The organism is Streptomyces sp. NPDC057623 (assembly GCF_042800355.1).
Taxonomy (GTDB): domain Bacteria; phylum Actinomycetota; class Actinomycetes; order Streptomycetales; family Streptomycetaceae; genus Streptomyces.
On record NZ_JBHVGZ010000036.1, the window covers coordinates 47513 to 62523 of the forward strand.

Consider the following 15011-nt stretch of genomic DNA (forward strand, 5'->3'; position numbering starts at 1 on the left):
GTTCCGGGAACTCGACCACAGCGCTTGTACGTTGGTTGCGGCACGGGGCCGCCTCAGCGGCCGGCGCCTCCGTCGGCGTTGGGGCCTTCGTAGTCCTCGCCGTAGGCGCCCTTGGCGGGGCGGCGGCGGCGCATGGGCGGCTCGACTCCGTCGGCGAGGCGGCGGGCGGTGAGCAGGAAGCCGGTGTGGCCGATCATCCGGTGGTCGGGGCGGACGGCGAGGCCCTCGATGTGCCAGTTTCGGATCATCGACTCCCAGGCGCTCGGCTCGTTGAAGCAGCCGATCTCGCGGATGGACTCGACGGTCCGGGCGAGCTGGGTGGTGGTCGCCACGTAGCAGCAGACGATGCCGCCGGGGACGAGGGCCTTGGAGACGGCCTCCAGGCATTCCCAGGGGGCGAGCATGTCGAGGATGACGCGGTCGACGTCGGTGTCGGACAGGTTGTCCTGGAGGTCGCCGACGGTGAGCTGCCAGGCGGGGTGGGGGCCACCGAAGTAGCGCTCCACGTTCTGCTGGGCGATATCGGCGAAGTCCTGGCGGCGCTCGTAGGAGTGCAGCATGCCCTGGTCGCCGATGGCGCGCAGCAGGAAGCTGCTGAGCGAGCCGGAGCCGACGCCGGCCTCGACGACGCGTGCGCCGGGGAAGATGTCGGCGAAGGCGAGGATCTGCCCCGCGTCCTTGGGGTAGACGACGGCTGCCCCGCGGGGCATGGACAGGACGTAGTCGGGGAGCAGGGGGCGCAGCGCGAGGTAGGCGACGTTCCCGGTGGTGCGGACAACGCTGCCCTCGGGTGCGCCGATCAGTTCGTCGTGCGGGAAGGAACCCTTGTGGGTGTGGAAGTTCTTCCCGGCTTCGAGCGTGAACGTGTAGTGGCGGCCCTTGGGGTCGGTCAGCTGAACCTGGTCCCCGACCTTGAAGGGCCCGCGCCTGCGGGCGGCACCGGTCGGTTCGGACATGTGAACAGCCTACCGGGGTTTGTGGGGGCCGCCGACCATGGGGCGGTCGGGGCACCGGTCCGTGCGGGCGGGTGTCAGCTGGGCCTGGCCATCGCCTTCACGAAGGCGCGCTCCACGTCGGCGGCGGAGAGGACGCCGTAGATCTCGCCGGTCTCCTCCACCACCAGGTATTCGGTCGCGGGGGCGGCCCGCAGGGCGTCCAGCAGGTCCTCCCCCGCGAGTTCGGCGGAGACGCGCATGCCGTCGGTCAGGTCCTGGGCGAGACCGCTGACGGCGACCCAGGGGCGGCGGTGTTCGGGGACGCCGACGATGGCCGCCTCGCGGACGAGGGAGAGGGGGTTGCCGTCGGCGTCGACGACGACGAGGGCGCGGGCGCCGGCGGCGTTGGCGCGGCGCAGGGCTTCGGAGAGGGGGGTGTCGGTCTCGACGGGGACGGCGCGGCGGGTGAGGGTGCGGGCGCGCAGTTCGGGGAGGTGTTCGCGCAGGCGGGCCATGCGGAGGCTGTTGCCGGCGCCGGTCCAGATGATCGCGGCGAGGATGGCGGCGAGCAGGGCGTCCATGACGGTGTCCATGCCGACGTTGTCGACGGCGTCGGAGCCGAGGGCGCCGGACTGGGTGAGCCAGGGGAGTCCGATGAGGACGGAGACGGCGAGGGCGCGGCCTACCCAGGCGGCGGCGATGGTGCCGGCCATGGGCTTGCCGGTGAGCTTCCAGATGACGGCGCGGAGCATGCGGCCGCCGTCGAGGGGCAGTCCGGGGAGCAGGTTGAAGGCGGCGACGATGAGGTTGGAGATCATCAGGCCGGCCAGGAGGACGCCGGGGACGGTGCCGGGTTCGACGGGCTGCATGGCGGCGTAGAAGACGCCGGCGAGGACGAGGGAGAGCAGCGGTCCGACGAAGGCGAGGACGAACTCGCGGCCGGGTGTCTCGGCCTCCTTCTCGATTTCGGAGACCCCGCCGAAGAACTGGAGCTGAATGCGGCGCACGGGCAGTTTGAAGCGGAGTGCGGCGACGGTGTGGGCGAGTTCGTGGACGAGGACGGAGGCGTAGAAGGCGACGGCGAAGAAGAGGGAGACGAGGTAGCGGGCGGCGCCGAGCTCGGGCAGGACGCGGTCGAGCTGTCCGCCGAAGACCCAGGTGATGAGTGCGGCGACGAGGAACCAGCTGGGGGCGACGTATACGGGGACGCCGAAGGGGCGTCCCATGAGCAGTCCGCCGCGGGGTTCCTTGGGGCGTTGGGGCGGTCGGCCCTTGGTCGTGCCGGAGTGGGCGAGGGTGCGGTCGTGGGCGTCGGGGCCGTGCGTGGGGGCGTGGTGGGGGTCCGCGTCGGGCTGGGGTTCGGTCGGCGCCGGTGCTGTGGCGGGGTGGGCGGGAGCCGGCCGGGTCGCGGGGTCGTCGACGGGGGCGCCCTGTGCCTGCTGGGCTGCCTCACCGTCGGCGGCCGCGTCGTCGCCGTCCGTGGCCTGCGGGGCTTCGTGCGGGGTGTCGTCCTGGTCGGTGCCCGATGGCCGGCCGTCCGTGGGCTGTTCGGCGGTCGGGGCCGGGTCGGGGCGTGCGGGGTCGGTGGCCGGGGACCTACGGTCTGCTCGGCGCTCGGTCGACTCGTCGGTGCCGGACCGCGGCTGCCCGCTCCCGCCGCTCTCGTCCACGGTTTCCCCTCGTTCGAAGCGTCTTCCGCGCCTGCCGGGCGGATGGGTCTGGGTCGATGGTATGCGGCCGTCGCGGCGTGTTCCGCCCCGGCACCCCTCTCTGTTTCCCCGGCCGTCCCAGCCGTAACGGCCGGGGCTGGGTCACTGTCAGTGGCGGGCCGTAAGGTCTGTGGGCATGGAGACGAGCACGGAGGGTGCCGCGGCGGACCGCGGCGGTGACGCCGCGCCGGTGACCGCGCCGGCGACGGACGAGTACCCAGCGGGGGCGGACAGTACGGCGGCGGTGGTCGTGGCGGGTGAGGACGCGGCCGCGGCGGGTGGCACTGTGGTCCGCGCTGCCATAGCGCCGGCCTCGTTGTCTCCCTCGCGTGCCAGTGACTTCATGCAGTGCCCGCTGCTCTACCGGTTCCGGGTGATCGACCGGCTGCCCGAGAAGCCGAGCGCGGCGGCGACGAAGGGCACGCTGGTGCATGCGGTGCTGGAGCGGCTCTTCGACGCCCCGGCCGCCGAGCGGACCGCTCCGCGTGCGAAGTCGCTCATCCCCGGTCAGTGGGACCGGCTGCGGGAGAGCAGGCCGGAGGTCGTGGAGCTGTTCGCGGACGATCCGGAGGGCGAGCGGCTGGCGACGTGGCTGGGTGAGGCGGAGCGGCTCGTCGAGCGGTGGTTCGGGCTGGAGGACCCGACGCGGCTGGAGCCGGCCGAGCGGGAGTTGTTCGTGGAGGCCGAGCTGGATTCGGGGCTGCGGTTGCGCGGCATCATCGACCGGGTCGACGTGGCGCCCACGGGTGAGGTGCGGATCGTCGACTACAAGACCGGCAAGGCGCCGCGGCCCGAGTACTCCGAGGGCGCGCTGTTCCAGATGAAGTTCTACGCGCTCGTCGTGTGGCGGCTGAAGAACGTGATCCCGCGCCGGCTCCAGCTCGTCTATCTCGGCAGCGGTGACGTGCTGACGTACGACCCGGTCCTCGCCGACCTGGAGCGGGTCGAGCGCAAGCTGCTGGCGCTGTGGGAGGCGATCCGGGAGGCGACCGAGACGGGCGTCTGGCGTCCGCGGCCGACGAAGCTGTGCGGCTGGTGCGATCACCAGGCGCACTGCCCGGAATTCGGCGGCACTCCCCCGCCGTATCCGTTGGAGGTGAGGGGGGCAGAGGAAAGCGTCGGCGGGGGGACGCGGTAGCTGCCGGTCAGGGCGGGCGAGTCCGGTGACGGCCCGCAGGGCAGAATGGGGCCGGACTAGCGAAGGAGACTTACGTGGCCATCCGCGTCCTACTGGTCGACGACCAGCCGCTGCTGCGTACCGGCTTCCGGATGATTCTGGAAGCGGAGCAGGACATCGCGGTCGTGGGCGAGGCCGGCGACGGCCTCCAGGCTCTCGACCAGGTGCGGGCTCTACAGCCCGACGTGGTTCTGATGGACATCCGTATGCCTCGGATGGACGGTGTCGAGGCGACCCGGCAGATCACCGGGCCCGAGCGGGACGGGCCGGCGAAGGTGCTGGTGCTGACCACCTTCGATCTCGACGAGTACGTGGTGGAGGCGTTGAAGGCGGGCGCCAGCGGCTTCCTGCTGAAGGACGCTCCGGCCAACGAGCTGGTGCAGGCGATCCGTGTGGTCGCCGGTGGTGAGGCGATGCTCGCGCCGAGCATCACGCGTCGGCTGCTCGACAAGTACGCGACGCATCTGCCGTCGGGTGACGAGCCGGTTCCGGACACCCTGCACACGCTCACCGAGCGCGAGGTGGAGGTGCTGAAGCTGGTGGCGAGGGGCTTGTCCAACGCGGAGATCGCCGCGGACCTGTTCGTCAGCGAGACCACGGTGAAGACGCACGTCGGGCATGTCCTCACCAAGCTGGGGCTGCGTGACCGGGTGCAGGCCGCGGTGTACGCGTACGAAAGCGGGCTGGTGCGCCCCGGCGCGCAGTAGGGGCCGGAGCACGGCGAGAGCCCGCGTCACGGCGGAGAGGGCGCCCCTTCCTGGAAGGGGCGCCCTCTTCGTATGTGCGACGGGTAGGGGACCGTCCGTCGGCGGTGGCCGCGCGTCAGCCCTTGCTCAGCTCCCAGAAGCGGAAGACGGTGGAGGCGTCGAGGCAGTACTCCAGGCCGTAGACGTTGTCGCGGACGACGGCGTACTGCTTGGCCTGCCAGACCGGCAGGACGGGGAGTTCCCTGGCCACGATGTCCTGGAGCTGGTTGAACTCGTCGTCCGTCGCGGAGCGGTCGCTCTCGGCGGCGGTGCGCGGGATGAGCGAGCCGGTGATGGCGTTGTTGCTGTAGTTGTTGCTCAGCACGTTGCCCTTGCCGAAGAAGGGGGCCGTGAAGTTGTCGGCGTCCGGGTAGTCCGGGATCCAGCCCTTCACGTACACGCCGTACTTGCCGTCGGCGATGTCCTTCTCGTACTGGTCGAAGGCGACGGACTGCACGTCGGCGTCGAACAGGCCGCTGTCGTTGAGCTGCCGCGCGATCGTCTTCAGCTCCTGGTCGGTGGCCGGGCCGTAGCGCGACGGGGTGGACCAGAGGGTCAGCTTGACCTTGCCGGTGATGCCGTCGTCCTGCAGCGCGGCGGCGGCCTTGGCCTTGGAGGGGCGGGCGCCGTAGGTGTCGAAGAAGGCCGTGTTGTGGCCGCTGATACCGGCCGGGATGATCGAGTACAGCGGGCTGGCGGTGCCCTGGTAGACGTCCTTGATGAGGGCGTCACGGTCGATGAGGTAGGCGATGGCCTTGCGGACGCCGAGCTTTCCGGTGACCGGGTCGTCCATGTTGAAGACCAGGTGCTGGACTTCGGCGCTGCTGCCCTCGACGACCTCGGCGCCGGACTCGCCGCCGGACTTCTCGATGTCGGCGATGTCGCCGGCGGTGAGGCCTCGGTAGGCGATGTCGACGTCGCCCGCGCTCAGGGACTTCTTCAGGGCGTCCTGGTCGCCGTGGAAGAACTTCAGCGTCACGCCGGAGTTCTGCGCCTTCGCGGTGCCCTTGTAGTTCTCGTTGACGGAGAAGACGGCTTCGTCGTCGTCGAACGAGTCCAGCTTGTACGGGCCGGAGCCGACCGCTTCGTTGTCCTTGCGCAGGCCGCTCGCGTCGTACTGCTCCTGGTCGACGATGGAGCCGGCGCCGGAGGCTATCTTGCTCGGGAAGGTGGCGTCCGGGGTGTTGAGCTGGAAGACGACCGTCCTCTCGTCCGGGGTGCGCACCTTGTCGAGCGTGGGGAACATGACGGCGGGGCCGTCGGGGTCGTTGATCTTCAGCATGCGGTCGAAGGAGAACTTGACGTCCTCCGAGGTGAGTTCGTCACCGTTGCTGAACTTGAGGCCGTCTCTGAGCGTGCACTTGTAGACCTTCGCTTCCGTGTCGGAGAAGGTGCACTGCTCGGCGGCTTCGGGCTGTGGTTCGGTGGCGCCCTTGGGGAAGCTGAGCAGGGACTGGAAGACGTTGTTGAACAACAGCCAGGAGCCGGGGTCGTAGCCGGAGGCGGGGTCGGTGGCGAGGACGTCGTCGGACATCCCCATGACCACCGAGCTGCCGGTCCCCCCGGTGTCGCCCGTCTCGGTTCCGCAGCCGGTCAGCAGGCCGGAGGCCAGCCCTGCCACGACGGGCAGGACCGGCCACTGGTTGCGCATGTTCACGTACGAGTGCCTTGTCGTCGTTGTGAGGAACCCGGGCCGCGTCCCGGATCCCGGGCCAGGCCCGGCGCCCTGGTCGTCGGCGCCGGGCACGGAGAGACGTCAGCCGCTCACGCCGCGGCCGAGCTCCCACAGCTGAAGGGTCGAGGAGGAGTTGAGCACGTACGCCGTCCCCGTGACGTCGTCGCCGGCGGCGACGTACTGCTTGCCCTGCCACAGCGGCAGCACCGGGACGTCGTCGGCGACGATGTCCTGGATGTCCGTCAGGCTGCCGGCCGCCGAGAGCCGGTCGGCCACGCGGCGGGACTCCGGGATGAGGTTGTTGCGGATCGCGCTGTTGGCGTAGGGCGAGCCGAGGAAGTTGTCCTTGTCGAGGAAGGGCGCGAGGAAGTTGTCGGCGTCGGGGAAGTCCGGGAACCAGCCCATGCCGTAGACCTCGTACTCGCCCTTCTGCTCGGCGGGGCGGAACGTGGCCCAGGGGGCGCCTTCGATGTCGACGTCGAACAGGCCGCTGTCGTTGAGCTGCTCGCGGAGCAGCTCGAACTCCTTCTTGGTGGCCGAGCCGTAGTGGTCGGTGGTGTAGTGCAGCGTCAGCTTCACCGGTGTGGTGATGCCGGCCTTCTCCAGCAGGGACTTGGCCTTGGCGGGGCTCGGGTCGCCGTACTTGTTGAAGAACGAGTTGGAGTGGCCGGTGACGCTGGCGGGGACCAGCGAGTACAGCGGTTCGGCCTGGGAGCCGTAGACCTTGGAGACGAGTTCGCCGCGGTTGACGATCTGCGCCATCGCCTGGCGGACGGCCTTGGTCCGTACGCTCGGGTCGTTGGTGTTGAAGGCCAGGTAGCGGATTTCCAGGCCGGCCATGTCGACGAGGTCGACGGTGTCGTCGGAGTCCGCGGAGAGCTTCTGGATCTGCTCGGGCGACATGGTGCGGGTCATCAGGTCGATGTCGCCCTTGTCGAGGGCGGTGCCCATTTCGTCGGCGTCCGCGAAGTTGCGCAGTTCGACCTTGTCGTTGTTCACCGTCAGACTCCCCTTGTAGTCGGGGTTCTTGGTGAAGACGGCGGAGACGAGTTCGTCGTTCTTGACCTCGGCCTGGAGGGTGTACGGGCCGGAGCCGTCGACCTCGAAGCCGTCGCGCAGCTTGTCCTTGGCGTAGGTGTCCGGGTCGACGATGCCCGCGACCGGGGTGGACAGCTTGAACGGGAAGGTGGCGTCGGCGGTCTTGAGGTGGAAGATGACCTCGCGGTCGCCCTGTGTCTCGACGGTGTCGATGGTGGACAGCAGAGCGAAGACGCCGCTGTCGGCCTTGAGGGCGCGGGCGCGGTCGATGGAGTACTTCACGTCGCCCGCGGTGACGGGGTCGCCGTTCGCGAACGTGAGGTCCTTGCGCAGGGTGCAGGCGTAGCGCTCGTTGCCGCTGTCGGTGAAGCCGCAGCTCTGGGCGGCCTCGGGCACCGGGTCGCCCTCGCCGCGCGGCTGGACCATCAGGGTCTGCACGGTCTGGCGCAGGATGTTCCAGGTGCCGACGTCGTAGGCGTAGGCCGGGTCGAGGGGGGCGGGAGCGTCCTTCGAGGCAGTGAACGCGTCCGTGGTGCCGACGACGATCGCGTCGCCGCCGCCGCTACCGCTGTCGGTTCCGCCGCAGGCGGCGAGAACCGGCGCGAGCAGGCCGATGACGGCCGGCAGCACCAAAGTCTTGCGGTTCATGCTCGGGTTTCTCCAGCTGTCGACTCCGTGTACCCGGCATGCAGGGGTGTCGCGGCGGATCACGGGGGTAAGGGCGATGTTCTCGCGACGAGGTTAGTCCGCACCCGTAGGAAGGTTCGCCGCCACCGGAGTTGAGAACCCATCACGCTGTGAGACCGATCGCGGACGCACCGGAAAGCTGATGCCGGAAGGATTCGTGCACTGATCCATCAATCGGGACACAACGGTGCGCCTGAAGGCCCCGAATGTGGGCCGACGGCACACCGCGGAACACCTGTCGACACTCCGGAGAGTGGTGAACGTCACAAAGTGAACGGTCTTGGTCCGCTCCGGAATTCAGCCATCGCTCGACATTCGAATTCCTTTGCGGAATTCCCTGGTCTATCGGGGCCGCACACTGGGTGAACGCCGACCCTATTTTTGTTGTCAGACCACGATCAGCCCGCGCAGAAATGCCAGATCGACCTCTTCCAGCGAGGTCACCACGGTACGCCGGGCGGCCGGCGTGATCGGCGCGACCGACGGCACGGCCACCACATGGCAGCCCGCGGCCTCGGCGGCGGCCACACCGGTCGCCGTGTCCTCGACTACCGCGCATCTGCCGGGCTCGGCGCCGAGTCCGGCCGCGGCGAACAGGTACGGGTCCGGGTGCGGCTTGGTGCGCGCCACCTCGTCGCCGGCGACGGTGAGGGCGAAGTACTGCGGGCCGAGCGAGGTGAGCACGCGGTCGATGATGCGCCGGTGCGAGGCGGAGACCAGCGCCGTGGGGATCTCGTACTCGGCCAGTTCGGCCAGTAGCCGGGCCGCTCCCGGCATCAGGGGCAGGGCGCGGTCGATACGGTCCTCGAAGCCCTGGTTGAGCAGCACCGTGAGCTCGGCGAGGGTGATGTCGGCTCCGGTGGCCTCGATCAGGAATCCCGCGCTGCGGCTCATCGGGCCGCCGACCACGACATGGCGCCAGGTGTCGTCGAGGGTGTGGCCGAGGCCCGCGAAGACCTCGGCTTCGACGTCCCACCAGAAGCCCTCGGTGTCCACCAGGGTTCCGTCCATGTCGAGGAGTACAGCCTGAAGTGCCGAACCGTCGGCCGTACGGGTTACTGGCGCGGGGACCGTGCTGGTCATCCTGGCGCACCTCCTTGAGGGGCGATCAGGCCGGCTCCCATGAAGGGAACCGGCCTGCGGTGGACCGTCCAGTCTACGACGTGCGGCGCCGAAGCGCCTGATCTGATCGATGTGCCTCGGGGCACACCGGTCACACGCCCGCGGTCCCGCCCAGAATCACGCCGGAGGCGGCGCGTCGTGCGCCGACGGAGTACGTCACGGAGTACGTCATCGTGCGTTGAAGTACTTCGCCTCGGGGTGGTGGATGACGATCGCGTCCGTGGACTGCTCGGGGTGCAGCTGGAACTCCTCGGAGAGGTGGACGCCGATGCGCTCCGGCTGGAGCAGGTCGGCGATCTTGGACCGGTCCTCCAGGTTCGGGCAGGCGCCGTAGCCGAGGGAGAAGCGGGCGCCGCGGTACTTCAGCGCGAACATGTCCTCGATGTCGGCCGGGTCCTCACCGGCGAAGCCCAGCTCGGAGCGCACGCGCGCGTGCCAGTACTCGGCGAGCGCCTCGGCCAGCTGCACGGAGAGGCCGTGCAGCTCCAGGTAGTCGCGGTAGGCGTTCGCCTCGAACATCCGCGCCGTCTCCTCGCCGATCCGCGAGCCGACGGTGACCACCTGGAGGCCCACGACGTCCGTCTCGCCCGACTCCTGCGGGCGGAAGAAGTCCGCGAGGCACAGGCGGCGGCCGCGGCGCTGGCGCGGGAAGGTGAAGCGGGTGCGTTCGTTGCCGTGCTCGTCCAGGAGGATCAGGTCGTCGTCCTTGGAGACGCACGGGAAGTAGCCGTAGACCACGGCCGCTTCGAGGAGGTTGTCCGTCTGCAGCCGGTCGAGCAGTCCGCGCAGCCGCGGGCGGCCCTCGTTCTCGACGAGTTCCTGGTACGACGGTCCGTCTCCGGTGCGGGTCTCCTTCAGGCCCCACTGGCCCTTGAAGAGGGCGCCCTCGTCGAGCCAGGAGGCGTATTCCTTGAGCTGGATGCCCTTGATGACGCGGGTGCCCCAGAACGGCGGCTCGGGCAGCGGGTTGTCGGTGGCGACGTCGGAGCGGACGTGGCCTTCCTCGGGACGCTCGTCCTCCACGGCCGTCGTGGCGGTGCTCCTGACCCGGCGCTGCTTGAGGTCGGGCAGCTTCGCGCCGGGCACGCCCCGCTTGACGCCGATCAGGGCGTCCATCAGGCGCAGGCCCTCGAACGCGTCCCGGGCGTAGCGGACTTCGCCCCCGTAGAGCTCGTGCAGGTCCTGCTCGACGTACGCGCGCGTGAGGGCCGCGCCGCCGAGGATGACAGGGTAGTTCGCCGCCAGGCCGCGCTGGTTGAGCTCCTCCAGGTTCTCCTTCATGATCACCGTGGACTTGACCAGCAGCCCGGACATGCCGATGACGTCGGCCCGGTGCTCCTCGGCGGCCTCCAGGATCGCGGAGACGGGCTGCTTGATGCCCAGGTTGACCACGTTGTAGCCGTTGTTGGACAGGATGATGTCCACGAGGTTCTTGCCGATGTCGTGGACGTCGCCGCGCACGGTGGCCAGCACGATGGTGCCCTTGCCGTCGGCGTCGGACTTCTCCATGTGCGGTTCGAGGTGGGCGACGGCGGTCTTCATGACCTCGGCGGACTGGAGGACGAACGGCAGCTGCATCTGGCCGGAGCCGAACAGTTCGCCGACGACCTTCATGCCGTCCAGGAGGGTCTCGTTGACGATGTCGAGGGCAGGACGGGTCTGCAGGGCGTCGTCGAGGTCGGCCTCCAGGCCGTTCTTCTCGCCGTCGATGATGCGGCGCTTGAGGCGCTCCTCCAGTGGAAGGGCGGCGAGTTCCTCGGCCTTGCCCGCCTTCAGCGACTTGGCAGTGGCGCCCTCGAAGAGGGCCATCAGCTTCTGCAGCGGGTCGTAGCCCTCGGCGCGGCGGTCGTGGATCAGGTCGAGGGCCGTCCGCACCTCCTCCTCGCTGAAGCGGGCGATCGGAAGGATCTTCGAGGCGTGGACGATGGCCGAGTCCAGGCCCGCCTTGACGCATTCGTCGAGGAAGACGGAGTTGAGCAGGATGCGGGCGGCCGGGTTCAGGCCGAAGGAGATGTTCGACAGGCCGAGGGTGGTCTGGACGTCCGGGTGGCGGCGCTTGAGCTCGCGGATCGCCTCGATGGTGGCGATGCCGTCCTTCCGGGACTCCTCCTGGCCGGTACAGATGGTGAAGGTCAGGGCGTCGATGAGGATGTCCGACTCGAGGATGCCCCAGTTGCCGGTCAGGTCGTCGATCAGCCGTTCGGCGATCTCGACCTTCTTCTCCGGGGTGCGGGCCTGGCCTTCCTCGTCGATGGTCAGCGCGATCAGCGCGGCGCCGTGCTCGCGGGCGAGCTGGGTGACCTTCGCGAAGCGGGACTCGGGGCCGTCGCCGTCCTCGTAGTTGACGGAGTTGATGACCGCGCGGCCGCCGAGCTTCTCCAGGCCGGCCTGGATGACGTCGACCTCGGTGGAGTCGAGGACGATGGGCAGTGTGGAGGCGGTGGCGAAGCGGCCGGCCAGCTCCTCCATGTCGGCGACGCCGTCCCGGCCGACGTAGTCCACGCACAGGTCGAGCATGTGCGCGCCCTCGCGGATCTGGTCGCGGGCCATCTCCACACAGTCGTCCCAGCGGGCCTCCAGCATGGCCTCGCGGAACTTCTTGGAGCCGTTGGCGTTGGTGCGCTCACCGATGGCCAGGTAGGAGGTGTCCTGGCGGAAGGGGACGGTCTGGTAGAGCGATGCGGCGCCGGGCTCGGGGCGCGGGCTGCGCCCGGCCGGGGTGAGGTCGCGGACGCGGTCGACGACCTGACGCAGGTGCTCCGGGGTGGTGCCGCAGCAGCCGCCGATGAGGGAGAGGCCGTAGTCGCGGACGAAGTTCTCCTGCGCGTCGGCCAGCTCCGGGGCCGTCAGCGGGTAGTGGGCACCGTCCTTGGTCAGCACCGGCAGGCCCGCGTTGGGCATGCAGGACAGCTGGACGCGGGAGTGCCGGGACAGGTAGCGCAGGTGCTCGCTCATCTCGGCCGGGCCGGTCGCGCAGTTCAGGCCGATCATGTCGATGCCGAGCGGTTCCAGCGCGGTCAGCGCGGCGCCGATCTCCGATCCGAGCAGCATCGTGCCGGTGGTCTCCACCGTCACGGACACGATCAGCGGGACGTCGTACCCGGCTGTCTCCATCGCCCGGCGGGCGGCCAGGACGGATGCCTTGGTCTGGAGCAGGTCCTGGGTGGTCTCCACCAGCAGCGCGTCGGCGCCGCCGGCCAGCAGGCCCTCGGCGTTCTGCTGGTAGGCGTCACGGATGGCGGTGAAGGTGGTGTGGCCGAGGGTGGGCAGCTTGGTGCCGGGACCGATCGACCCGAGCACCCAGCGCGCGCGGCCGTCCCGCGCGGCGAACTCGTCCGCCGTCTCGCGGGCGATGCGGGCGCCGGCCTCGGACAGCTCGGCGACGCGCTCGGGGATGTCGTACTCGCCGAGCGCGGTGAGGTTCGCACCGAAGGTGTTGGTCTCGACGCAGTCGACGCCCGCGTCGAAATACTCGGAATGCACCGAGCGGACGATGTCCGGGCGGGTCACGTTGAGGATTTCGTTGCAGCCCTCGAGCTGCTGGAAATCCTCCAGGCTGGGCTCCTGGGCCTGCAACATGGTGCCCATCGCTCCGTCGGCTACCACCACACGGGTGGCGAGCGCCTCACGGAGGGCGGACGCACGGGTCCGGCTGTCGGCGGAAGGGGTCGGTGGCAACGAGGCCATGAAAGGGCTCCCTGGAATGCGACGGCTGTCGGCTTTGCCCCCCTGTGTGACTTTCCACAGCGGGCGCACGCCGTCAGGGTAGCCGGGACCGCGACGAAATGGTCGGGCCGTCCACGACGCGGACGGGGACGACAGTGGGGGCGCTCACCGGATACCTGTGACACAAGAGAAGCAGCCGGATGGCGACGGACCATTAGCGGGAGGTCGGCATCGACCGGTAGTGTTCGACATTGCCGAACGGCGGCAGCGACGTCGCGATGTCGACGGTCGAAGGGGACGGAGGCAGCACGGCGATGGCACGGAACATCCAGTCGCTCGAACGGGCGGCCGCGATGCTGCGGCTTCTCGCAGGCGGCGAGCGACGCCTCGGCCTGTCGGACATCGCCTCGTCACTGGGCCTCGCCAAGGGCACCGCCCACGGAATTCTGCGCACCCTCCAGCAGGAGGGCTTCGTCGAGCAGGACGACGCCTCCGGGCGCTACCAGCTGGGCGCCGAGCTGCTGCGCCTGGGCACGACCTATCTGGACGTGCACGAGCTGCGGGCACGCGCCCTGGTGTGGACGGACGACCTGGCCCGCTCCAGCGGGGAGAGCGTCTACCTGGGCGTCCTGCACCAGCAGGGGGTGCTGATCGTCCACCACGTCTTCCGCCCGGACGACAGCCGGCAAGTGCTGGAGATCGGCGCCATGCAGCCCCTGCACTCCACCGCCCTGGGCAAGGTCCTGTCGGCGTACGACCCGGTCGCGCACAGCGAGGCGATCGAGGCCGACCGCAAGGCCTTCACGGACCGGACGGTGTGCGAGCTGGACGACTTCGAGCATCTCCTCGACATGACACGCGCGCGTGGCTACGCGGCGGACGTCGAGGAGACCTGGGAGGGCGTCGCCTCCCTGGCCGCCCCCATCCACGACCGACGCCGTATGCCGGTCGGCGCGGTCGGCATCACCGGCGCCATGGAGCGGCTGTACCGGGACGGCGAGCTGCGCCCCGAACTGATCGCGGCCGTGCGTGACTGCGCCCGTGCGGTGTCGCGGGACCTGGGCGCCGGGCGGTTCTGAGCGCCCCCTGGCACGAGAGTGACCGCCGGGACGTCGTAGGACGTCCCGGCCTTTGTCATGTCACGACCCCACTGTCGCGATGTCGATAAATAAACACAATCAACAACGATCGCGCATTCAACGACAGAGCTCTTGACGCACACCTGACGCCGGGGCAAGACTCCCGTCCATCGGTCGGCATTGTCGAACACCTACCGGCAATACGCGCTAGAGTGTGACAACGCCAAGGGCCGGCATCGCTCTCACCCCCGAGGGCAACGCGAACCACCGGAGGGACCCGGGGTTCGGCTTCCCTGGACGAAGGACAAAGGAGTCGCGGGTGTCCAGCTCCGACATCTTCATCGGCGAGACCATCGGTACCGCCATACTCATCCTGCTCGGCGGGGGCGTCTGCGCCGCCGTCACGCTGAAGGCCTCCAAGGCCCGCAACGCCGGCTGGCTCGCCATCACCTTCGGGTGGGGCTTCGCAGTACTCACGGCGGTCTACACCTCGGCGCCGCTGTCCGGCGCCCATCTGAACCCGGCCGTGACCGTCGCACTCGCGATCAAGGACGGCGAGTGGAGCAATGTTCCGACGTACTTCGCCGGACAGCTGCTCGGCGCCATGATCGGTGCGGCCCTGGTCTGGGTCGCCTACTACGGCCAGTTCCACGCCCACCTCACCGACAAGGAGATCGTCGGCGGTCCGGGCGCCCAGGCCACCGCGACCAAGGCCGTCGAGGCCCAGGAGAAGGGCGCGGGCCCGGTCCTGGGCATCTTCTCCACCGGTCCCGAGATCCGGAACGCGGTGCAGAACCTCGCCACGGAGATCATCGGCACCGTCGTGCTGGTCCTCGCCGTCCTCACGCAGGGCCTGAACGACGCCGGCAACGGCCTCGGCACCCTGGGCGCCCTGATCACCGCGCTCGTGGTCGTCTCCATCGGTCTGTCCCTCGGCGGCCCGACCGGTTACGCGATCAACCCGGCCCGTGACCTCGGTCCGCGTATCGTCCACGCCCTTCTTCCGCTGCCCAACAAGGGTGGTTCCGACTGGGGCTACGCCTGGATCCCGGTGGTCGGTCCGCTGATCGGCGGCGCCATCGCGGCAGGCATCTACAACGTCGCTTTCGCCTAGGAGCAGCGAGCTTCACCCATTCGGGTGATAAGCACCGAAACTCTCAGCGCGCGCCGTACGTAA

General features: G+C 69.6%; 10 protein-coding genes. 4 read left to right on the forward strand and 6 right to left on the reverse strand.

All coding sequences use genetic code 11. From position 1 onward, the window contains the following. Positions 1–53 precede the first annotated feature (53 nt). Both ACFU95_RS30325 and ACFU95_RS30330 read right to left on the reverse strand, forming a co-directional pair. The gene (locus ACFU95_RS30325; RefSeq protein WP_383833684.1) at positions 54–956 is read right to left on the reverse strand and encodes a tRNA (adenine-N1)-methyltransferase; all 903 of its coding nucleotides are present in this window, start codon (positions 954–956) and stop codon (positions 54–56) included. A gap of 74 nt (positions 957–1030) precedes the next feature. Beyond that, positions 1031–2605, reverse strand: coding sequence for a site-2 protease family protein (locus ACFU95_RS30330; RefSeq protein WP_383833687.1), 1575 nt, complete (start codon positions 2603–2605; stop codon positions 1031–1033). Between the two features lie 175 nt (positions 2606–2780). Here ACFU95_RS30330 and ACFU95_RS30335 point away from each other — a divergent pair, with 175 nt between their 5' ends. Next, the gene (locus ACFU95_RS30335; protein ID WP_383833690.1) at positions 2781–3782 is read left to right on the forward strand and encodes a RecB family exonuclease; all 1002 of its coding nucleotides are present in this window, start codon (positions 2781–2783) and stop codon (positions 3780–3782) included. A 74-nt stretch (positions 3783–3856) separates the two neighbouring features. Continuing rightward, complete coding sequence (locus ACFU95_RS30340) at positions 3857–4528, forward strand: response regulator (RefSeq protein WP_383833693.1); 672 nt, start codon at positions 3857–3859, stop codon at positions 4526–4528. 115 nt (positions 4529–4643) lie between these two features. Here ACFU95_RS30340 and ACFU95_RS30345 read toward each other — a convergent pair whose 3' ends face one another. From ACFU95_RS30345 to metH, 4 genes are all read right to left on the reverse strand, one after another. Then, complete coding sequence (locus ACFU95_RS30345; RefSeq protein ID WP_383833696.1) at positions 4644–6224, reverse strand: ABC transporter substrate-binding protein; 1581 nt, start codon at positions 6222–6224, stop codon at positions 4644–4646. A 99-nt stretch (positions 6225–6323) separates the two neighbouring features. Beyond that, a complete protein-coding gene (locus ACFU95_RS30350; protein WP_383833699.1) occupies positions 6324–7928 on the reverse strand; it encodes an ABC transporter substrate-binding protein in 1605 nt (534 codons plus the stop codon). A 426-nt stretch (positions 7929–8354) separates the two neighbouring features. Next, positions 8355–9050, reverse strand: coding sequence for an HAD family hydrolase (locus tag ACFU95_RS30355; RefSeq protein ID WP_383833702.1), 696 nt, complete (start codon positions 9048–9050; stop codon positions 8355–8357). A gap of 207 nt (positions 9051–9257) precedes the next feature. Then, positions 9258–12776 carry a methionine synthase gene (gene metH, locus ACFU95_RS30360; RefSeq protein WP_383833705.1) on the reverse strand — a complete coding sequence of 1173 codons (3519 nt, stop codon included), beginning with the start codon at positions 12774–12776 and terminating at the stop codon, positions 9258–9260. A 293-nt stretch (positions 12777–13069) separates the two neighbouring features. Between metH and ACFU95_RS30365 the strand changes: the two genes are divergently transcribed. Beyond that, positions 13070–13834 carry an IclR family transcriptional regulator gene (locus tag ACFU95_RS30365; protein WP_383833708.1) on the forward strand — a complete coding sequence of 255 codons (765 nt, stop codon included), beginning with the start codon at positions 13070–13072 and terminating at the stop codon, positions 13832–13834. Positions 13835–14153: 319 nt separating this feature from the next. Then, on the forward strand, positions 14154–14948 hold the full coding sequence (locus tag ACFU95_RS30370) for an MIP/aquaporin family protein (protein ID WP_370256009.1): 795 nt from the start codon (positions 14154–14156) through the stop codon (positions 14946–14948). The last annotated feature ends 63 nt before the right edge of the window (positions 14949–15011 follow it).